The organism is Nocardia sp. CA-119907 (assembly GCF_050955995.1).
GTDB lineage: Bacteria > Actinomycetota > Actinomycetes > Mycobacteriales > Mycobacteriaceae > Nocardia.
Genome location: NZ_CP192091.1, coordinates 7,337,584 through 7,356,819 on the forward strand (window position 1 = coordinate 7,337,584; position 19,236 = coordinate 7,356,819).

The window sequence follows — 19,236 nt, forward strand, 5'->3', positions numbered from 1 at the left end:
TTCCCTATGCGAGCGACCTATATACACGGCCCGGGCGACGTCCGGGTCATCGACGTACCCGACCCGATAACGCGCCCGAGGGCGCCGGCCACGATAAGGAGAGAAACCCGATGGTGCAAAACTACTTTCAGGTGATCTATGGCTTGACGTCGTTGTCGAGCCGGTCGCGCTCGTCGATGGCTGCGGCGAGGACGGAGGAACCCGGTCGTTTGCCGAATTTCCATTCGTTGAAGGCCAGGTTGAGCAGGACGGCGGCGACTGCGGCGGCGCTGATTCCGGAGTTCAGGACCACTGCGATCTTTTCGGGGAGGGCGTCCCAGAATTTCGGTGCCGCAACGGGTATGAGTCCGAAGCCGATGCCGACCGCGACGATGATCATGTTGAGGTTGTCCTGGTAGTCCACCCGGGACAGGGTGCGAATCCCGCTCGCCGCAACCGATCCGAAGAGCACGAGTCCGGCGCCGCCGAGCACCGGGTACGGAATTCCGGCGACTATCGCGCCGACCACCGGGAGCAGGCCGAGCAGCAGGAGAATCAGGCCGCCGGTTGCCACTACGAACCGGCTTTTGATTCCGGTCAGTGCGACCAAGCCGACGTTTTGTGCGAACGCGCTGCAGGTGAAGGACCCGAAGACCGGGGCAACCGTCGTCGACAGCATGTCGGCTCGCAACCCGTCCGCCACGCGCCTGGCATCGACGTCGGTCCCGACGATTTCACCGATCGTGAGGATGTCGGCCGTGGTTTCGATCAGGGTCACCAGAATCACGATTGTCATCGCGACAATGGCCCCGACTTCGAAGGTCGGCGACCCGAAGTGCAGCAGCTGCGGCGGCGCGACCAAGCGGGCGTTGCCCACATCGGAGAAATCGGCCTTGCCCGCACACGCCCCGATGACGGTACCGAGCACCAGCCCGATAAGAATCGACAGTCGCGACAGCGCGCCCTGGAACAGTCGACTGATCACCAGGATGATCAGCAGCGTCAGCCCGGCGAATCCGATGTTGGCCAGGGAACCGTAGTCGGGTGCGGTGGCGTTGTTGCCCATTGCCCAGTTGAAGGCGACCGGCATCAGTGAAAGGCCGATCACGGTGATGATCGTGCCCGTCACCACCGCGGGGAACAATCGCACCAGTTGCGCGAAGAACGATGACAGCACCAGGCCGATTACCCCCGCGACGATGATGGAGCCGAATACCGGACGTAACCCGCCGGTGGTGGCAATCGCCACCATGGTCGATACGCCTGCGAACGAAACCCCCTGCACGATGGGCAATCGGCTGCCGAACGGTCCGATTCCGAGGGTTTGCAGGAGCGTGGCGAGGCCCGAGACGAATAGGGCGGCCGTCACCAGTAGTCCGATGTCGGTGGCGGAGAGCCCGGCCGCGCCGCCGACGATGAGCGGTGGCGCGATCACACCCCCGTACATCGTCAGAATGTGCTGGGCTCCGTAGGCGGCCAACTGTCCCGGCGAGTGTCTCGCATCCTCCGGTCGTCCACTGTCCGCCCGGCCGCGACGCCGCTCTCCGCTAGGACCCGACCGCCACGGTTCCAGCCCGAGCAACGTGCGCTCGGTCATTTTGGCAGCGATGTCGCGCGACTCTGGAAGTCCCGTGACGACTCGCGGGGACCTATGCGGCGACGGTCGCGAGGCGGAGGTGATCCTCGATATCGGCGGGCGAGCCGGAGTAGTGGAGAGCGCGCAGGCCGAGGCGAGCGGCGGCTTCGCAGTTGTCGGCGCGGTCGTCGACGAACAGGACGCGGCCGGGATCGCGAACTCCGGTCGCGGCGAGTGCTTTTCGGTAGGTGTCGGGGTGCGGCTTGTTCATGCCGAGCCGGGCCGAGTAGAGGGCGTCGGTCATCAGCGTGCGCCAGTCGGAGGCATCGAGGGCATCGCTGACCGGATGGGGTGCGTTGGAGAGCAACACCATCGGGAGATCTGCCCGCCGGACATGGTGGAGGAGCGCGACGACGCGGTCGTCGGTCCGGGTCCACAGCGCGGTGTCGACGGCACGCAACCGGGTGAGCAATTCCGGCTCCGGGCGATGGCCGAGCACGGCGGTCCAGAAGTCCGCGTCGTCGAACTCGCCGGAATCGTAGGGCTCGCGGGCGCTCCAGAAAGCATTCTCGAAGAGTCCGAGCTGGTCTGCGTGCCATCCGGCGAGCTCGGCGAGCCTGCTCCACATAGGAACGGTGGGCTGTAGGCCAATGACGCCGTTGTAGTCGAAGATGACCGCGTCGAGTTCCGCGGGCTGGTGAGGTAGTGCGGTTGCCACCGGTTCTCCAAGGCTTTGATGGGACAGGGCAGCCACGCCTGCGGCGAGCAGGGCGGGCACGGTGCCGCCGCCGACTTCGCCGTCGAGAATTACCGCGAAATCGGCTGCGTGGGTATGACGATTCCCGCCTCCTTCCATGACGAAAGAGGCGCACAACTGTGGATCGAAGGAATGTTCCGCGAGTCAAAGGCTGAAGGTGATGCGCGACGTTGCGCGAACAAGCCGAAACCTACCAAGGGGTACGGCGAGCTACCACTCGGAACGGGTCTTGGTGATCCGCTCCACAAAGCGCCGTCCAAAGGTCTCACCGGCGTGGTAGCCGAGATCGGTCGACGAGCATGCTCAGAGCGAGCAGCTCCGAATCCGCTTCCACGCGTCTCAGATTCGGGGCCCGCAGTGCCGCGAGCGCGACCGAGCGCGCATCCACCGAGTCGTGTTGCGGCCGTTGCCGGTGGCGAAGTCTCGTATCTGCGCAGACAATTTCGCGGGCACGTCGATCACCGATTCACCGTCGTGTATCAGGCGGTGGGCCAAGTACCGGACGAGGCCGTTACCCCCTTCGTCGCTGGATCCGTTCCCCTTCGCTAAGAAGGCGAACACTTGCTGCCTTGCTGGGGATCACAGCTGTTCGAGAAGCTGTTGGGCCAAGCACTCCAGGGCGGGCTGGGAGCGATCGGCAGCCAGGCACAGATGCATTCCGGTTCAGGCGGGATCTCACCTGGAGGGGTGGCAGCGCTGGGTTCATACGGGAGACCGATGGCGAGCCATCGGGCCTCCTCTTCGCAGGCGTCTGCGGTGTTTGGGCAACTCCAGGCGAGCATGGCCGACTCGTTTCCCCCAGGTGAGTAGACGAAATCTGTTCTCGGTTCTGTTCGGCTATCCCTTCTCCTCGATCCGGAACATGTGCTCGGACGGGACATCCAGTGCCGCAGCGAGTTTCGCCGCCAGCTCCGGGCTGCACGAACTCCGATCCCCGACCGCATCAGCCCGACGATGCTTTTGCCGCACCCGGCACGCTCGAGGCTGCAGCCTCCGGAACCAGTGCGAGCTGTCGGTTACCGGGGTGGTTTGGCCAGTCGCACGTCAACGGCCGCCGCGCGATCAGAATAGAGAGGTATCGTGCCGGCGTGGAGCCGAGCGATTCCAATATCAAGGCACAGCTGCTCATTTCACCACCCGAGCGGTGGCAGCAGCTGTGGTCAACGGTGGACGAACTGCTCGCCGAGCAGCCCAGCCCGTGGGAAATCCGCACCCAGAACGCCGACGGTTCTTTGTGCATGCCCTACGCCGTCTACAGCGACGCCGTGTGGCACGTCCAGCACGCGTTGTACGAAGTGGACGCGATCGTGGGGTTCGATTGGACGAATTGGGACGGTATCCAGCGATATCGAGGCGGCCAGGGTCTGGCCGACGCGTCGGTCGCCGACGCCTGCCGAATGCTGACCGCGATAACACGGGCCGAGCGATTCAGCGACGGAACGATCGGGCACGCACTCGACGACGGCACGTTTCAGGCAGCCCTGCTGCGCCTACGCAGGTGGTACGACGGCATAGCGACGATCCACGCCGAGCACATCCACGCGCCACCAGGCCAGTCGTGGATCTCGCAACGCATCAACGCGTTCCGTCGGTTCCAGGCGGTGCTACGAGAGTGAGATAACGGTTCACGTCGATGCCCACTCATGCCGCGACTCGCACGTCTCGAAGCGGCCAGACGCCACATCCCGAAGATCAACGGACCGAGGTCATCTCGGACCGTTTGGTGGTCTGGATATAGCGCCTGATGCCGTAATTCCAGGGAACGGCGGGCCGGTCAGCCCGCCTGGTGACGGTTCGCGTGCGGCGCGGGCTCCTCGTCCTGGTCCCGCCCACCGGCGCGCGGCGCCGCGAAGTCGAGCAGCATCATCGCGTCGTGATCGGGCGTGCCCGGCTCGGCCTGGTACACGACCAGCCGCTGCCCCTGGTCGCGGGCCACGGTGAAGACCTCGTAGCTCAGCGTCATCCGCCCGACCGCCGGATGCTCGAAACACTTGCGCCCGTTGGTGCGGGCCCGCACGTCGTACCGTTCCCAGAGCGCGGCGAACTCCGGGCTCTTCACGATGAGCTCGCCGATCAGCCCGGTGATGTCGGGCGCATCCGGGTTCGACCCCGCGACCGCCCGCAGGTGGGCCACCGTCGCGGCGGCGACCTCGTCCCAGTTGCCGTACACGCGCCTGCCGTCCGGGTGCAGGAAGGTGTACCGAGCCGTGTTACGCAGTCGCGCCGGCCACTCCTCGATGCCGGGCAGCAGCCGCATCCCCTGGTCGTTGGCGGCCAGCAGGTCGTTCGCCCGGCTGAGCAGGTAGGCCGGGTAGGGGCGGACGATGTCGAGCATGCGGCGCACCTCCGCCCGCACCGTGCGCGGCGCCTCGTCGCCGCGGGCCGCCGCCGCACGGGCCGGGCCCGCCGCGTGGCCGAGCTCGAACAAATGCCGGCGCTCGTCCTCGTCCAGCCGCAGCACACCCGCGACGGCCTCCAGCACTGCCGGGCTCGGGCGGCTCTGCTTGCCCTGCTCGAGCCGCGTGTAGTACTCGATGCTCAACCCCGCCAGCATCGCCACCTCCTCCCTGCGCAGCCCGGCGGTGCGACGCCGGCCCGTGGTCGCCGGCAGGCCCGCCTCCTGCGGCGTCACCCGCGCCCGCCGCGACCGCAGGAAATCTCCCAGGTCCATCTGATTCGTCACCAGACGAGTATGTCCCGGCGCCGGATCGCCGTGGGGTGCCCTGCCAGGGCCCCCCTCGAGGGGAGCTGCCTCGCGCCGGGCACCGGCAGCAGACTTGCCGGCATACCGAACGAGACGGGAGAACCGAGATGACGAATGTTGCCGTGGTGGGCCTGGGCATTATGGGCCGGGGCATGGCCGACAACCTGCTGAAGCACGGGCACCAGGTGACGGTGTGGAACCGGACCGCCGGCCGTACGCGTGACCTGGTCGAGGGGGGTGCCACGCGCGCCGAGACGCCAGCTGAGGCCGCGGCCCGCGCCGACGTGGTCTTCGAGGTCACCGCCAATGACGAGTCCTCCCGCGAGGTGTGGCTCGGACCCGACGGCATCGTGGCCGGCGCCCGCCCTGGGACGGTGCTGATCTCGTCGGCGACACTGTCGGTGTCCTGGGTGGAGGAGCTCGCGGCCGAGTGCGCGCGGCGCGGCCTGGCCTTCTTCGACATGCCGGTCACCGGGGGCAGCGCCGGAGCCCAGAGCGGGAACCTCGTGATGCTGGCCGGCGGCGACCAGGCCGGGCTGGCCGCGCTCGAGCCGGTGCTCGGCGCGATCGCCAGGGACGTCAGGCACTTCGGGCCGGTCGGCGCGGGCACCAGGTTCAAGCTCGTGCTCAACGCCCTCCAGGCGATCCACCTGGCCGCCTTCGGCGAGGCGGTCAAGCTGGCCGCCGCGGCGGGGCTGGACGTGGAACAGGTCGGCGCGGCGCTCGTCGACCGGCCCGGCGGGGTCATCACACAGCTGGCCTGGCAGAGCTTCGGCACCCCGCCGGAGCCGATCAACTTCTCCGCGGAGTGGGCGCTCAAGGACCTGAGCTACGCGGCGCGCATGTCCGAGCAGGTCCACTACCCGATCCTGGACGGCGTCCTGTCGGTCTTCTCCGACGCCGTCGCGCAGGGCCGCGGCCACGAGGACTGGAGCACCGTCAACAAGGCATGAGCGTCCGCCGCGGTCGAGGCTCGCGGGTGGCGCCGACCCGGGGGATACGGCGAAACGTATTCGGGGGAAGCATGATTCAGCAGGATGGAGGCCTCACACCTGGACCCGGGCGCGGACACCACCCGTAATGCCCCCGCTGACCCTGGAAGGCCGTAAACGCCAGTGCGAGCACGTCGCCCCGGGACGCCCCTCGCGCACCCGCGACCGTGCGACCGCCAGCCGCCGCCAGCGGGGATGCGGCCGAGTTTCTTCACGTCGACATGGACCACGCTATCGGGCTCGGTGTGCTCGTAGCGCACCATCTTCCGCAGCTGCGTCCCGGTCGGCGGATCCAGATCGGTGAGCGTCGCCGGGCGCGTGCTCGGGCTGTCGAGCGACAGTCTGAAGTAACAGCCGTTCGGACACTGGCGATCTTCGCTGTAGATCGTTCGCACTCGGCGAATGATCCAGCGAGTCAGGAGATTTATTTTGATTCGACGTCGAATCGCCTTCGGCCTAGTCGGTTTCGCCGCACTGCTCACCCCCGTGAGCACGGCCTCCGCCACCGCCGGGATGCCGCTCACCGCGGCCGACGAGGCGCCCGCGACCCAGCAGACGACCCCCAGCCCCATCGGGACACCCATGGAAACCGGAAGCGCGAGTGGTTCCTCGGAGATCTTGCGCTGCCTGATGGGGCAGGTCCCCAGCTGCCTCTAGCTGACGTCAGGGCACCGGCCGTCCGCCGGTGCCCTCTTGTCTTGGGTATCCAAACATGTTGTGCTCTGCTCATTTTCAGCGCTGGAGAGGACATCCAGATTCAAGACGGCCGGGCCGATTCGCAGCGATACGCCGGCGCTCCCCGTACGGGCCGGGCGTTTGATCGTGGCCACAGCGAGTGGTGGCCGGGTACGCGACGATCGGCGGAATCTGTTGTGGTGCCTGGCCACCGCCGGTGGACTCGTACGTCGATAATGCTCTGCGCCTTCACTTTCAGTGATCATTCGCTGTCGTGGCAGAGCCAGCCGATGCTGTTCGGATCGCTGCTGCAATACATCCCGGCAGTATTCGTGATCGGGGAGTTCTTCTGCCGCGGCCGGACTGCCCATGGCCGCTGTGGTCTTCCAGCCGAGATCGCCGGTGAGGTGGGAATCACCGAGGACACTGTCGAACTGTGGCGGGGTCGTTACGCCGAGCACGGTCTGGCCGGGCTGACCGATCAGCCGCGCAGTGGCCAGCCCCGCACGATCACCACGCCGCAGCGCGCCGAGGTGTGCGCGCTGGCGTGTCAGCTGCAAGCCGAGACCGAGGTGCTGCTGGCTCGGTGGAGCTGCCCCGAATACCCCTTGGGCAAATGGGAGTTTCGGCGTCGGCTCCTCCACCGATGGCAACAGCAAGCGACAATGGACCCTATCCCGACGCTGTTCGCGCCGGTCATGTGCCATATTGGGATGTACCCCAACTTCTCACCGAGCCTTTGGGTGATAGCGCTCTACGCGCACGGCCCGTGGGTCGATCCAATGCCCGTGCGGGGTCTGCTCAGCCAAGGGGTCCGACCACCGGATCCGTAGGCGATCCGGGTGAGCTTCCTGGATCAGGGCTTGCTCGAAGCCATCCGGCCCATCTTGGACCCACCAAATGTCACCGAGGCTTGACAGGCCATCGCAGCGGAGGATGTGCTCATCCTCCTCGCGGGAGGTGGGCCCGGCCAGCACACCGCCGAACACGGTCACCGGCTGCCATTGCGCACCCATACGCCGCAGGTAGCCCAAGATCTCCCCGTCGTACTCGCGGTGGATGGCAATCGGCATGTCAGCACTCATGATCGAGCTCCAGAAATGAGTTGCGGAAGCCTGTCCTGGACTGCGGCGATGACCTTGTCGGTCTGCGCACGCAGGGCTGCCAGCCCCGCGCGCTCGTCGGCTGACCCGATATAGGTGGCCAGATCCGCGCGGACGCCGTGCTTCCATACCGCCGCCACGCGTTGGGTGTCGGTGATGCGCCGGTCCGGTCGCCCGTCGACCAAGACCAGGTCCGCACGTAGTCCGGGGCAGATGCGGCCCCGGTCGGCAAGGCCGAACACGTCGGCGGTGCGCGCCGTCGCGGCCGCCAGGGCCTGGTCGGGCGCCAGGCCAGCAGCAACCAGGCGCCGGAGTTCACGATGCACGCTGGCCCCATGCACCGTGCCCGGGTTGGGGGCGTCTGTGCCGACCAGCACCGGTACCCCGGCGTCGTGCAGCAGCCCGACGTTGTCGGCCGGCGCCGCGAAATCCGGCAGCTGCGGCGGGAGCCACCGCTGTGCCTGCCGCTGGATGACTCCGGACCAGGCCAGCCCCAGCCGCCGGGCCAACTCGGGCTCGGCCAGCAGCGGCATCCCCTTGCCGTCACCGGGAAACCCGTCGGCCACCGACAGCGTGGCTACGACCGCGACACCCGCGTCCGAGATGGCCCCGACCTGGGCGTCGGTAAGCCGGTCGAAGGGTGCGTGGGCCAGGACGTCCACGCCGGTGGGCAGCAGGTCGATGGCCGCCCGGGCGGTGGTCACATGTGCCACCACAATCAGAGCGGCTCGGTGTGCGGCGTCGACGAGCGCGGCCACGGTGGGGATGTCCAGCGATGGCATGGGCATTGGACCGCCGCCCGCGCCGTCGTCGTAGAGGACTTTCAGGTGATGGGCACCCTCGGCGAGGCGGTCTGCCACGAACGCCTCCGCGTCCTGCGGTCCGGTCACGTACGGGAAGGGCGCATACATCATGGTGGGATGCCCGCCGGGCGCGGTCGCGCCGATGCTGGAAGAGCGCACCTCGGCGGCGTCCGGCCCGGCGCCCTGGGCCACGGCTTGGCGCACGGTGTCGGGTTTGCTGAACATGTCCAGCACCGTGGTGACCCCGAAGGACAGGGCCTGGCGAGGCGCGCCGGGCAACAGGTGGATGTGCGCGTCGATCAGCCCGGGCAACAGGGTGCCGCCGTGCCCCTCCACGTGCTGGTCACCGGCCCGAAGTAGCTCGAGGCCGCCAACCTCCTCGATCAGGCCGCCCGCAAGGCGCACGGCGGTGTGCTCGGTCAGGCGTTGGCCGTCGAAGACGCGAACCCCGGTGATTGTGGTTGCCATAGCGGCCACGGTAAAAGTTGACATTGTGTGAAGGTCAAGCCGAGAGAGTGGTTGCGTGCGGTTTTCCATCAGCCAGGTCGCCAAAGCCTCCGGCGTGTCCGCCCGGATGCTGCGCCACTACGACGCGATCGGCTTGCTTGCCCCCAGCACGGTCACCACCAACGGGTACCGCTGGTACGGCAGGGCGGAACTGCTGCGGTTGCAACGCATCCTGGTGCTGCGCCGCCTCGGGCTCGGGCTGGAACAGATCGGACAGATCCTGCGCGAGCAGGCCGACGAGGCCGCCGCGCTGCGCGGACACCTGGCCCACCTGGAAGACGAACGCCGCCGCCTCGACCAGATCATCACCACCGTCAAGGAGACCATCAGCGACCTGGACGCGGCCCGGATACAGGATCCGCAGCGATTTTTCGCTGGTCTACGCAAGGAGCAAGCCACCATGCGGCAGACCCTGGGGAAGTCCTTCGGGCAAGCCGGCCTGGCCGCCTTCGACGCCGCCGATACGGCCCAGGACGGCCTCACCGCCGCAGACTACGAGCACGCCGCAGCCCAGGGAACCGCCCTGTTCCGACGGCTGGCCAAGGTCATGCGGAACGGGATCACACCGGAGGAGCCTGCCGCACTAGACGAAGTCGCCGAGCACTACGAGTCCGTCCGCAAGTACTGGCAGCCCACACCCGAGGCGTATGCGGCCCTGGGACGTATGTATCTGACCGACCCTCAGCAGCGGTGGATGGCTGAACAGGTGGACCCGGACCTATCCGCCTGGCTGGCCGCCGCCATCCCTGCCTACGCGCGGCACCGACTGGGACTGCACCAGCCTCCGGACGGCCGGCTGGCATGAGTGCCTAGGAGTTCGGACATCCGTGCAGCCGACTACGGACATTGACAATGGATCGCCGTTTAGCCCGCCGGCAAGGCTTGCTTACCGGCGGCCAGGTCCGCATGGTGGTTATTCAACCGTTGCTACGACCGTCTGGCCGGTGATCTGCTGTGCGAACAGGTCGGGGTTGACGTGGCCGTCGGCTCGATGCCGCGCACCCTGATCATCGTCGACTTCGACGGCGACGCCGTTGCTGTCACCGGCTGTGCGGGGTCAGTCGCTCGGCCGCGCGCTCGCCGTCGATCAGATGCCGCAGTACAGCACGTTCCCGCGGGTGTAGCGCCACAACGCGGTCGCGGTCGAGGACTCGACCGACCCACCCAGCACCGCCGCGGCCAACTGTGCGGTCACCTCCCGCGAGAACGCAGATGCGCGTCACCGACCACCACCAACACCCGACCGCCCGCGGCGGGCGCCGACACAGCCGCGACCACATCGCAGATCCGACGCAGCGGATCAACCTCGCTGGTTTCGGCGATCTCGGCGAAAACCCCCAACGCCCACCGATCCCCCGCCGACAGAGATGGATGAGCAGTCCGCGCTGGTGATCAACCAGGTGGTGCGCCTGCGGCGAGCGAGTGTGCTGCTGGCGGTGCGCAGCGGCGAGATGCCGCCGGATGCGGTGTCGGGACTGTGGAAGGATCCGGCTTGATCTGCACGCCGCCCGATTGGGGAAGTGCTCTACTGCACGCTTGCGGGCGGCATCGGCGACTATCGTGGACTACCTGCGCGAGCGGCAGCCATCGCTGGACTTCGCCAGTGATGGTCACCTTCACCCGCTCCCTGCCCCCGATCGGCTCCGGTGTCACCTGCGCGGACGCGGTCCCGACAACACGGCCAGAATCCCGCAGCAGCCAACAAAGGCAACGCTGCACGAATCACGCCGCGCCGCAGAACGATTGCGCCTGTCGGCTCATCTGAATCATCCGTCACAGCTCCGGTAACTTCGGCAGGCGTGTTCGCTCGAAAAATGTTGTGCTGCAGGATAATTACTCCCATCGACTCATCCGAGACATCGGTCCCGGCTACGAAGCCACCACCGTGTATGTGAGGTCGAAATCGAGTGTTGGTCTATCCGTCAGTGCCGGACGAAGTAGTCAGCTACCCCAATCACACCGAAGCGGTGACACGAAGGCACTACGTCCAATGCACCCATCAAGGTCCGGACACCCGGAATCGTTTCGCGGCCTTCGCTCTGCTGGATGAGCAAAACGGGACTGCCACGACGAGCCGGAGGTGACGGCGCCCGAGGTCAGTCACCACTGGATAGCGAACAACCAGCTCCCGATGCCCTGGCCGGACAGGCTGTCGGGAGCTGGAGCGAGCAGCATGTACCCGCAATTCGAAAAAGGTGAGTAAGTGGTGACCCAGGCGGTCAAAGCACGGCCCAAACCTCGGCTGCAAGGCCCCTGAACAGGGAGTTTGTGGGGCGGGCGGGGCTCGAACCCGCGACCAATGGATTATGAGTCCACGGCTCTAACCGACTGAGCTACCGCCCCGTGCTCGGTGGATACCGACAGCGTTGGCATGGTACCGGGTGGGTGGGGGTGGGCACCACTCGGATACCGCGGAACGCGGTGGCGGGGTGACGGGCGGGCGGGTCTGGCGCGGTTAGGGTGGGGGTGTAACCCCGGAACCAGGCTGGAGGGTCGGCTGTGGCGAGTGTGTTCGCGAATGTGCTGAAGGTGCATCAGTGGGTTTATGAGAACAGCGGTGGGGTGTTGGGGCACCGTCTGCTGTTCGGGAATCCGACGTTGCTGTTGCGGACGGTAGGGCGCAAGACTGGGCAACCGCGGACCTCGGCGCTGACCTACGGGCGGGATGGGGCGGATTATTTGGTGACCGCGTCGAATGGGGGATCGCCGCGGCCACCGGGTTGGTTGGCGAATGTAAAAGCGAAGCCGGAGTGTGAGATTCAGGTCGGGCGGCGCAAGCTGGCGGTGGTTGCGCGGGCCACGCTGCCCGACGATCCGGACTACGCGCGACGTTGGGCGATTGTCGACAAGGTCAATCAGGGGCGCTACAGCGCGTATCAGAAGATGACCAAGCGGCCGATCGCGGTAGTGGTACTGACTCCGGTCGGCTGAGTTCAGTCGCCCTCCCAGCCGTCGTAGTCATCGTCGACATCGCCACGGTCCCAGCGGAATTCGTCGCGCGGCGGGCGGCTGGCCAACTGCACGCTGAAAGCGACGAGACCCAACACGGCGAAGATGACAACAACGATAATCAGTGTTTCCACGCGGGCACCCTAGCGCCGAACCAGGGTGCCCGCCAATATGTGAGACAAGTTGTCACGCAAGGTCGTTCAGACCGTAAGAACCGTGCGTCCGATGGCCGTTCGAGACTCGATCGTGGCGTGGGCGCGATCCGCCTGTTCGAGCGGGAAGGATTGGCCGATAACAACTTCCAGCCGTCCCGCCACCGCCTCGGCGAGCGAACGTTCGGCCAACGCGTGCCAATCGATATCGTCGTTGTCGGTCAGGTCGAACAGACCGAGTACGCCAATGTCGCGCGCTGCCACCGCTTCTCGATCGACATCAGCGAATTGCCCTGCGGCAGCGCCATATCCGAGAAATCGCCCGCCATCGGCCGCCGCCGCGATGGCGCCCGCACCCAATGTGCCTCCCGCCCCGTCCAATACGACGTTCGCACCCTTTCCGCCGGTCGCGGCGCGCGCCTTGGCAGACCAGTCGGGCTCGGAGTAGTCGATGACAGCATGTGCGCCGAGTCGCGACGCGAGCTCGAGTTTGGCGCTGCCGCGTGCCGCGGCCACCACATTCGCACCGGCCGCGCGGGCGAGTTGGATCAGCAGGGTGCCCAATCCCCCACCTGCCGCCGTGATCAGCACCCATTCGCCGGGCCGAATGGCGGCCCGATCGAAGATCGCGAGCGCCATCTTGCCGTCATGGGCGAGTGCCACCGCCTGCGAAAGGCTCAACCCATCGGGCACCGGCACCAGGGTCTCAGCCTTGGCAAGGGACTGCTCCGCGTACCCGCCGATCGGCTGCCCACCACCGATGCCGCTGGCGGCGGTCTGGGTGGTAACGCGCCTGCCGACCCAACTCGGGTCGACGTCCGCACCCACCGAAGCGACGACCCCGGCGACCGCCCCACCCGGCACATAGGGCGGTTCGATCTTGAAAAACTCTGTACCCCAACCACTTCGGAGCTGGACATCCAAGAACATCACATCGGCTGCCGCGACATCGACGACCACCTGTCCCGGGCCGGCCACCAGCCCGGGCACCTCCCGCACCGAAAGAACCTCGGGCCCACCGAATTCCGCAGCGTGCACAGCGCGCATAACAACCTCCAACATTTTCGCTCGATCCGACAGCGACCAGCCTCGAACCTGAAGCAGAGTTGAGGTCAAGCGGAACGGGATGATTACGCTATGGGCGGAAATACGCGAGAGCCCCCGCCAACAGTTCCGACCTGATCTTGGTCACCCCCGCCGAGTACCGGGACAGAGCGCGCAGATCCCGAGAATGGATGCGGCTTTGCAGCGGCGGACATGGTGCGCGACGACACCGCCGGTCAGGAGCCGCCGCCGCAACTGCTTCCGCCTCCGCAGCTACTTCCACCACCACAGCTGCTGCCGCCGCAGCTACCCCCGCTTCCCGAGTCATTGCTACCGGTATCCCCCGCCGACCATGACGAACTGGATCCTCCGAGCCACCCGGCTCCCCGGCGGGGGCGACTCGACCAGTTGGATGCCAGTGCTACGAAGGTCGCGGTACCGCCCATGATGGCGGCCGTGATCAGGACGACCAGTAGCAGTGCCGTCATTCAGGAACCTCCCCCACCACAACTGCTCCCGCCGCCACAGCTACTACCCCCACCGCCGCAACCGCTGCTACCGCCGCTACAACTGCTGCCCCCGCCGCAACTGCTGCCACTGCCACTGTCATGTCCGTGCCCATGGCCGTGCCCGTGTCCATGGCCATGCCCACCGCTGCCGGGGTCATAGCCACCGAAGGTCCCCGACTCGAACCCCGCGGCTCCGTAAGCCCACGGCGAGCTGTCACTCCCGCTCTGGTCCATGTACCCGCGCCGCCCCGGCGGCAATGGCCTTCTCGTCGCTCGCACGATCAGGACCGCGATCAACGCCGCGACGCCGCCTCCGATCACGAGAATGGCCAGCAGCACAACGAGAAAGACCAGCATTCCCGAATGGTATCGCTCGCACCTGAATCAAAGGCTGCGAAAATGCTCGATCTCCACCCTGCGGATCCCGTCTCGCATGGCATTCCCACATCGCCGTACAGTGAATCGTGGTGCTTTTGCGTCCCAGAAACCGTGCCCGCCGGATAGACCTCCATGCTGTCGACAAGGCGGTGGCCGCACTCGAGTTCCCCGATGCGGTCTTCAAGACCAGCCCGTGGCAACCGCGTGAGGTGGTGGAGACCGGTTTGCGGCAGTGGTTGCGTTGCTGCGGCGCCGCGATGCGTGACGGTCAGGTGATCGGAATGCCGTCACATGCGGTCGACGAGGCCTGGCACGGCTTCATCCTGTGCACCCAGATGTATGCCGCATTCTGTTCCGCCGCCTACGGCCGGTTCCTGCATCACTTTCCGGAAGGCGTACCGACGCAGGGCAATGCACACGGCTCCATGGCAGAACAACTCGGCCGCACGGTGGTCGCCTGGTCGATTGTCGCCGAGCCGGGCGAGGAGTGTGTGCTCTGGAACCTCGACAGCGTTGTCGGCGTCGAGCATCCGTGGGGAATCGGCGCCGAGCGAGTAGCGGCCATCGAAGCCGAACTCGCCAGGACGCCCTCTTGATTCGGCTCAGGTGAGCTTGACCCGCGCGGCGAAGAACCGCACGAGCGCCGGAGCGAACTTGTTGAACTGATACTGCAGCCGCGCCTCGGGGGTGACCGGAACAATGCTGCGATCGCGTTCGACCGCGCGCACGATCTGCGCGGCCACCCTCTCCGGCCCGTAGCGTCGCGCCCGGTACAGCTTGTCGTACCGCTCCTGCTTACGCTTCTCCTCCTCCGCGCTGACACCCGAAAACCTGGTGTTGGCCACGATATTGGTGTGCACAATGCCGGGGCAGATGGTGTGCACCGAGATGCCGCGCCCGGCCAGTTCCGCACGCAGGCAATCGGAGAACATGAACACCGCCGACTTGCTGGTGGAGTACGCGCTGAACCCCTGCTGCGGACTGTAGGCGGCCATGCTGGACAGGTTGACTATATGCCCGCCGAGGCCGCGCTCGGCCATCGCCGCACCGAAGGCACGACAGCCGTTCACCACACCGCCGAGATTGATCCGCATGACCCGGTCGAACTCGGCGGCCGACGTATCGAAGAATCCACCGGCCTGTCCGATTCCGGCGTTATTGATCAGAATGTCGGGCACACCGTGCGTGGCGATTACCTCCGCCGCATGCGCATTCATCTCGCCGGCATCGGCGACATCGAGCCGATAGGGATGCGCCACACCGCTTTCCGCGCCGATCAGCTCCGCGGTCTCCTTGGCGGCGTCCAGATCGATATCCGACAGCACGATTTCCGCGCCGAGCCGCGCGAACGCCAACGCCGTTTCACGACCGATGCCGCTGCCGCCGCCGGTGATCACCACGAGTTGATCCTCGAATGGGCGTCGGCGGCGCCCGATTTCGGCGCGGCGCAGCGCACGCGATGCCGCACCGCCGTTGACCGCATCGATGAGTTCGGTGGTCGCGGTGGCGAGTAGCTCCGGATGGGAGAAGGGCATCCAGTGCCCGGCGGGTACATCGCGCCGCCACAGCCGCGAAACCCATTTGTGCTGGTCGTCATAGCCCGCCGGCCGCACCGCGACATCGCGCCCGGCGACGATCAACTGCACGGGCACCTCGGTGTGGCGCTCGCGCGGAGCGAGCAGGCGCGGCAGGATATTCGCCCGGTAGATGAGCAGACCCTCGACCGCGTCGCGGCGGAAGGTCGGGCCGAGAACGATATTCGACGGCGCGGTGTCGTTCATGATCGACACGATGCGCTGCCAGCGCTTCTCGTGCGCCACCACCCGGAACACCTGATCGAGTCCGGGCGTCATGGAGAAGACCGTGTACCCCGACGACAGTGCCTGGGTGAGCGGCTGCCACAGATTGCGCGGGGTCGGCCGGGACAGCCTGGCGCGCACCCACTTCGCGAGGTGGTCGAGGTTCGGCCCGGAGACCGAGGTGAACGAGGCAACTCGCGCGGCGGCCCGCGGTTCGCATACCGCCTCCCACACCTGCACCGAACCCCAGTCGTGCGCGAGCACGTGCACCGGCCGGTCCGGACTGACCGCATCGGCGACGGCGAAGAAGTCGCTGGCCAACTCGTCCAGGCGGAAGTCCGCGGCGCGCCTGGTGCGGGTGGACTCCCCGTGGCCTCGGGTGTCGTAGCTGACGACGTGGAAGCGTCCGGCCAGCAGCGGCACCACCGCACCCCAGAGGTGGTGGGTGTCGGGCCAACCATGCACCAGCACAATGGTTTCCGCACTCGGATCACCGTATTCGAAGACGGCGATATCGAATTCGCCGCTGCGCACCGTTCGCCGCGTCTCGGCCGAAGCCAGATCGGTCGTCGTCATTGACGTATCTCCTCGAGGTTTCCTCCCACCGGCGCAGTGCCCGTGGTTCGCTTGCTCCGGCCACTCACAGATCGAGCACCAATCGCCCACCCCGCGACCGTGATACACAGACCAGCATCTCCCCCGCCTCGTGCTCGGCGGCGGTGAGCACCGTCTCGCGATGCTCGGGTTCGCCGGACAGCACCCGCACCTTGCAGGTACGGCAGAAACCCTGCCGACAGGAGTACGGCCGATCCGGGCGACTCTCCAGAATGGTCTCCAGCGCCGACTTGTCCGCGGGCACCTCGACGACCGCACCGGTGGTGGCGAACTCGATCTCGAACGGGACACCGTCCACGATCGGCGGCGGCGAGAAGCGCTCGGAATGCAGTTCCACACCGGGCATTTCGCGCACCGCGGCGGCTATGGCGGCGTTCATCGGCACCGGTCCGCAGCAGTACACCGCGGTATCGCTGGTGACACCGGCCAGCAGGGCAGCGGCATCGGGCAATCCGTCTTCATCGTCGGTGCGCACGGTGACCCGATCCCCGAATCCCGCGATCTCGTCGAGAAACGGAATCGTGTCGCGGCTGCGCCCTGTGTACACCATCGACCACTCGATACCGAGCCGCATTGCCAGCCGGGCCATCGGCAGAATCGGTGTGACCCCGATGCCGCCCGCAATGAAATGCAAACGGGTGGCGGGTGATCCGTGACCGGGCACCGCGAACGGAAAGGCATTGCACGGACCGCGCACCACGATCCGCGAGCCGACGGGCAGCTCGTCGTGCACCTCGACCGAACCACCACCACCGTCCGGAATGCGGCGCACCGCAATGCGATAGGCACGGGTATCGGCCGGATCGCCGCACAGCGAGTATTGCCGCAACCGGCCCGATGGCAGCTCCAGATCCAGATGCGCGCCCGGCCGCCACGGCGGAAGCTCCTGCGCGTCAGGCGATTCCAGCCGCAGACTCACCACATCCTGATCGTGCGCCTCGATGCGGCGGCCGGTCACCACCAGCGGCAGCCGGTGATCATCGGCCCGTGGCGACAGGTCGCGGCGGTTGATGATGGTGGTCCAGCGCAGCCGCGCCGAGGCGACCGCGTCGAGCACCCGGACCGCCCGATCCTGATCGCGCTTACCGAACAGGTCGACGGGCATCTGCTCCGGCATCGGCCGCCAGTTCAAGACGCGACCGCCTGTGCCGCAGGGGATTTGGCCAGGTAGGCCACCGCCTGCGCCGTCGATCCGACCGATTCCGGGTTGTAGCCGGGCTTGAAAGTCGTCAGCGCGCTCCACAGCAGCGAGGGCACGCCGGGCAGCGCACCGCGCCACATCGAGCCGAAGACCCGAGTGATCAACTGCGGATAGCCGAGGTCGGGCAGCGCGGGATCCTGATGCACCATGAATTTGGTGCCGCGAACCACCAGCGTGATGAAGATCGGGAAGACGATCATCATGATCGCCGCGCGCCGCACATAGCCAACGCCGAAGTAGACGGCCACATCGTGCGCTACGTGCCGGTGCTCGACCTCCTCGGCGCCGTGCCAGCGGAACAGGTCCGCCACCCGGGGGTCGGCGCCGAACTTCTCCAGGTCGGCATTGAGCACCCAGTCACCGAGATAGGCGAAGAAATGTTCCAGACAGGCGATGAACGCCAGTCGCTCCACCATTACCTGCCGCTGCGCCACCCCATCGACATCCTTGGGCCCCAGCGATTTGCGGAACAGGTATTCCGCCTGCCGCACATAGGGTTCCGGATCGATACCGTTGGCGGCGAGCACCTCGTGCAGCACCTTGTCGTGCGTCTCGGCATGCATGGACTCCTGGCCGATGAAGCCGAGCATGGCCTCACGCAGCTTCTCGTCCTTCACATACGGCAGCGCCTCGGAATACGCCGCGCAGAACATGCGCTCGCCCTCGGGCAGCAACAGGTTCAGCGCGTTGATCAGATGTGACGCAATGGGTTCCGCGGACATCCAGTGCAAAGGAGTATCCGCCCAGTCGAATCGCACATTGCGCGCACTGAGGGCAACCTCGCCGGGATCGACGTCCGCCCACTGCTGTGCCCTACGAAGTAGCTTCATCGATACTCCTCGATCTCACCGGCCGCGCCACAGCCCACAACGAGCCACGACCGCGACGTTGCCCACCTTCCTGCATGGCCGTAGCAATGATCATACACATATATGAAACCTTTAGTAACACACACGTGCGCAGCGGCCGTCGCAGCCCGGTTACCAACGCCATAGCCGCACCATAGCAACCAACTTGAACAGCGTTCAATCCGTGCGGGGCACCCCACCCCTTCCCGACCAGATGCGGCTCACACCAAAGGCACCCCCATCAACAGCCGGTCAGCAGTGCAGCTTCTTCATCCCCAGAAGACCCTCGACCGAACCGCTGCCGATCACTCCCGAAACAGCACCGCCCACTTCTCCATCAGGACAAGCCACCGCAAACTGCCACACCCAACAAACCGGCCGACGCGATCCACCCCCAACCACCCGAGCGAGCACATCCCCACCGACAATCAGGCGAGAATGCGCCGACGCAGCGGCACTCTCGACACTTACCTACATGAGCGCATGGTGATCACACGTCCAGAGCGAGCACGCGCGCCGTCGGGATGCCAACGGGTGTCGCGCGGCGGACCGCAGTCCCGATGGATCGCGATGGTGCGTAGGTCGTGAGATCCGCAGGGCCTATATGTGTCGGCGCGCACATCGCACGAATCCGCACTGACACCG

17 protein-coding genes, 1 tRNA gene and 2 pseudogenes are annotated in these 19,236 nt (G+C 66.6%); 8 read left to right on the plus strand and 12 right to left on the minus strand.

What is annotated here, in order from left to right:
* Positions 1 to 136: 136 nt before the first annotated feature.
* Positions 137 to 1,576: a nucleobase:cation symporter-2 family protein gene (locus ACQP2D_RS32870; RefSeq protein ID WP_433679795.1), complete on the minus strand. Its 1,440-nt coding sequence runs from the start codon at positions 1,574 to 1,576 to the stop codon at positions 137 to 139.
* A 52-nt stretch (positions 1,577 to 1,628) separates the two neighbouring features.
* Positions 1,629 to 2,411: an HAD family hydrolase gene (locus ACQP2D_RS32875; RefSeq protein ID WP_433679796.1), complete on the minus strand. Its 783-nt coding sequence runs from the start codon at positions 2,409 to 2,411 to the stop codon at positions 1,629 to 1,631.
* A gap of 989 nt (positions 2,412 to 3,400) precedes the next feature.
* Here ACQP2D_RS32875 and ACQP2D_RS32880 point away from each other — a divergent pair.
* Positions 3,401 to 3,928 carry a DUF6508 domain-containing protein gene (locus ACQP2D_RS32880; RefSeq protein ID WP_433679797.1) on the plus strand — a complete coding sequence of 176 codons (528 nt, stop codon included), beginning with the start codon at positions 3,401 to 3,403 and terminating at the stop codon, positions 3,926 to 3,928.
* 158 nt (positions 3,929 to 4,086) lie between these two features.
* On the opposite strand, the gene ACQP2D_RS32885 is transcribed toward ACQP2D_RS32880, so the two are convergent.
* Positions 4,087 to 4,995, minus strand: coding sequence for a helix-turn-helix transcriptional regulator (locus tag ACQP2D_RS32885; RefSeq protein ID WP_433679799.1), 909 nt, complete (start codon positions 4,993 to 4,995; stop codon positions 4,087 to 4,089).
* A 128-nt stretch (positions 4,996 to 5,123) separates the two neighbouring features.
* On the opposite strand from ACQP2D_RS32885, the gene ACQP2D_RS32890 reads away from it, so the two are divergent.
* Positions 5,124 to 5,969, plus strand: coding sequence for an NAD(P)-dependent oxidoreductase (locus ACQP2D_RS32890; protein WP_433679800.1), 846 nt, complete (start codon positions 5,124 to 5,126; stop codon positions 5,967 to 5,969).
* 164 nt (positions 5,970 to 6,133) lie between these two features.
* Here the strand turns inward: ACQP2D_RS32890 and ACQP2D_RS32895 are convergent.
* Positions 6,134 to 6,313: pseudogene (locus ACQP2D_RS32895) on the minus strand (IS481 family transposase); the annotation flags it as partial.
* Between the two features lie 124 nt (positions 6,314 to 6,437).
* Here ACQP2D_RS32895 and ACQP2D_RS32900 point away from each other — a divergent pair.
* Positions 6,438 to 6,665, plus strand: a complete 228-nt coding sequence (locus ACQP2D_RS32900; RefSeq protein ID WP_433679801.1) for a hypothetical protein — start codon at positions 6,438 to 6,440, stop codon at positions 6,663 to 6,665.
* Positions 6,666 to 7,075: 410 nt separating this feature from the next.
* Positions 7,076 to 7,516 (plus strand): annotated as a pseudogene (locus ACQP2D_RS32905) (helix-turn-helix domain-containing protein); the annotation flags it as partial.
* 248 nt (positions 7,517 to 7,764) lie between these two features.
* On the opposite strand, the gene ACQP2D_RS32910 reads toward ACQP2D_RS32905, so the two are convergent.
* Positions 7,765 to 9,057, minus strand: a complete 1,293-nt coding sequence (locus tag ACQP2D_RS32910; RefSeq protein ID WP_433679802.1) for an amidohydrolase family protein — start codon at positions 9,055 to 9,057, stop codon at positions 7,765 to 7,767.
* A 55-nt stretch (positions 9,058 to 9,112) separates the two neighbouring features.
* Between ACQP2D_RS32910 and ACQP2D_RS32915 the strand changes: the two genes are divergently transcribed.
* Positions 9,113 to 9,901 carry a MerR family transcriptional regulator gene (locus ACQP2D_RS32915; protein ID WP_433679803.1) on the plus strand — a complete coding sequence of 263 codons (789 nt, stop codon included), beginning with the start codon at positions 9,113 to 9,115 and terminating at the stop codon, positions 9,899 to 9,901.
* A gap of 386 nt (positions 9,902 to 10,287) precedes the next feature.
* Here the strand turns inward: ACQP2D_RS32915 and ACQP2D_RS32920 are convergent, their stop codons facing one another.
* Entirely contained in the window at positions 10,288 to 10,437 is a 150-nt protein-coding gene (locus ACQP2D_RS32920) for a hypothetical protein (RefSeq protein ID WP_433679804.1), read from the minus strand.
* Positions 10,438 to 10,463: 26 nt separating this feature from the next.
* On the opposite strand from ACQP2D_RS32920, the gene ACQP2D_RS32925 reads away from it, so the two are divergent.
* Complete coding sequence (locus ACQP2D_RS32925; RefSeq protein ID WP_433679805.1) at positions 10,464 to 10,592, plus strand: hypothetical protein; 129 nt, start codon at positions 10,464 to 10,466, stop codon at positions 10,590 to 10,592.
* Positions 10,593 to 11,365: 773 nt separating this feature from the next.
* On the opposite strand, the gene ACQP2D_RS32930 is transcribed toward ACQP2D_RS32925, so the two are convergent.
* Positions 11,366 to 11,439 (minus strand) — tRNA-Ile (locus ACQP2D_RS32930).
* Between the two features lie 156 nt (positions 11,440 to 11,595).
* Between ACQP2D_RS32930 and ACQP2D_RS32935 the strand changes: the two genes are divergently transcribed.
* Positions 11,596 to 12,027, plus strand: coding sequence for a nitroreductase family deazaflavin-dependent oxidoreductase (locus ACQP2D_RS32935; protein ID WP_433679806.1), 432 nt, complete (start codon positions 11,596 to 11,598; stop codon positions 12,025 to 12,027).
* Between the two features lie 2 nt (positions 12,028 to 12,029).
* On the opposite strand, the gene ACQP2D_RS32940 is transcribed toward ACQP2D_RS32935, so the two are convergent.
* Positions 12,030 to 12,179: a hypothetical protein gene (locus tag ACQP2D_RS32940; RefSeq protein WP_433679807.1), complete on the minus strand. Its 150-nt coding sequence runs from the start codon at positions 12,177 to 12,179 to the stop codon at positions 12,030 to 12,032.
* Between the two features lie 66 nt (positions 12,180 to 12,245).
* Positions 12,246 to 13,244: a zinc-binding dehydrogenase gene (locus ACQP2D_RS32945; protein WP_433679808.1), complete on the minus strand. Its 999-nt coding sequence runs from the start codon at positions 13,242 to 13,244 to the stop codon at positions 12,246 to 12,248.
* Positions 13,245 to 14,223: 979 nt separating this feature from the next.
* On the opposite strand from ACQP2D_RS32945, the gene ACQP2D_RS32950 reads away from it, so the two are divergent.
* Complete coding sequence (locus ACQP2D_RS32950; protein ID WP_433685839.1) at positions 14,224 to 14,724, plus strand: hypothetical protein; 501 nt, start codon at positions 14,224 to 14,226, stop codon at positions 14,722 to 14,724.
* Positions 14,725 to 14,730: 6 nt separating this feature from the next.
* On the opposite strand, the gene ACQP2D_RS32955 is transcribed toward ACQP2D_RS32950, so the two are convergent.
* The 3 genes from ACQP2D_RS32955 to ACQP2D_RS32965 form a co-directional block, all read right to left on the minus strand.
* A complete protein-coding gene (locus ACQP2D_RS32955) occupies positions 14,731 to 16,503 on the minus strand; it encodes an SDR family oxidoreductase (protein ID WP_433679809.1) in 1,773 nt (590 codons plus the stop codon).
* A gap of 64 nt (positions 16,504 to 16,567) precedes the next feature.
* Entirely contained in the window at positions 16,568 to 17,659 is a 1,092-nt protein-coding gene (locus ACQP2D_RS32960; protein WP_433679810.1) for a PDR/VanB family oxidoreductase, read from the minus strand.
* A gap of 11 nt (positions 17,660 to 17,670) precedes the next feature.
* Complete coding sequence (locus tag ACQP2D_RS32965; protein ID WP_433679811.1) at positions 17,671 to 18,573, minus strand: metal-dependent hydrolase; 903 nt, start codon at positions 18,571 to 18,573, stop codon at positions 17,671 to 17,673.
* Positions 18,574 to 19,236 lie beyond the last annotated feature (663 nt).

What these genes read in the sequence shown, in the direction of transcription:
- ACQP2D_RS32870 (WP_433679795.1), bottom strand. Translation starts at nt 1,576, where the DNA reads ATGACCGAGCGCACGTTGCTCGGGCTGGAACCGTGGCGGTCGGGTCCT.
- ACQP2D_RS32875 (WP_433679796.1), bottom strand. Translation starts at nt 2,411, where the DNA reads ATGGAAGGAGGCGGGAATCGTCATACCCACGCAGCCGATTTCGCGGTA.
- ACQP2D_RS32890 (WP_433679800.1), top strand. Translation starts at nt 5,124, where the DNA reads ATGACGAATGTTGCCGTGGTGGGCCTGGGCATTATGGGCCGGGGCATG.
- ACQP2D_RS32910 (WP_433679802.1), bottom strand. Translation starts at nt 9,057, where the DNA reads ATGGCAACCACAATCACCGGGGTTCGCGTCTTCGACGGCCAACGCCTG.
- ACQP2D_RS32925 (WP_433679805.1), top strand. Translation starts at nt 10,464, where the DNA reads ATGGATGAGCAGTCCGCGCTGGTGATCAACCAGGTGGTGCGCCTGCGG.
- ACQP2D_RS32945 (WP_433679808.1), bottom strand. Translation starts at nt 13,244, where the DNA reads ATGCGCGCTGTGCACGCTGCGGAATTCGGTGGGCCCGAGGTTCTTTCG.
- ACQP2D_RS32955 (WP_433679809.1), bottom strand. Translation starts at nt 16,503, where the DNA reads ATGACGACGACCGATCTGGCTTCGGCCGAGACGCGGCGAACGGTGCGC.
- ACQP2D_RS32960 (WP_433679810.1), bottom strand. Translation starts at nt 17,659, where the DNA reads ATGCCGGAGCAGATGCCCGTCGACCTGTTCGGTAAGCGCGATCAGGAT.
- ACQP2D_RS32965 (WP_433679811.1), bottom strand. Translation starts at nt 18,573, where the DNA reads ATGAAGCTACTTCGTAGGGCACAGCAGTGGGCGGACGTCGATCCCGGC.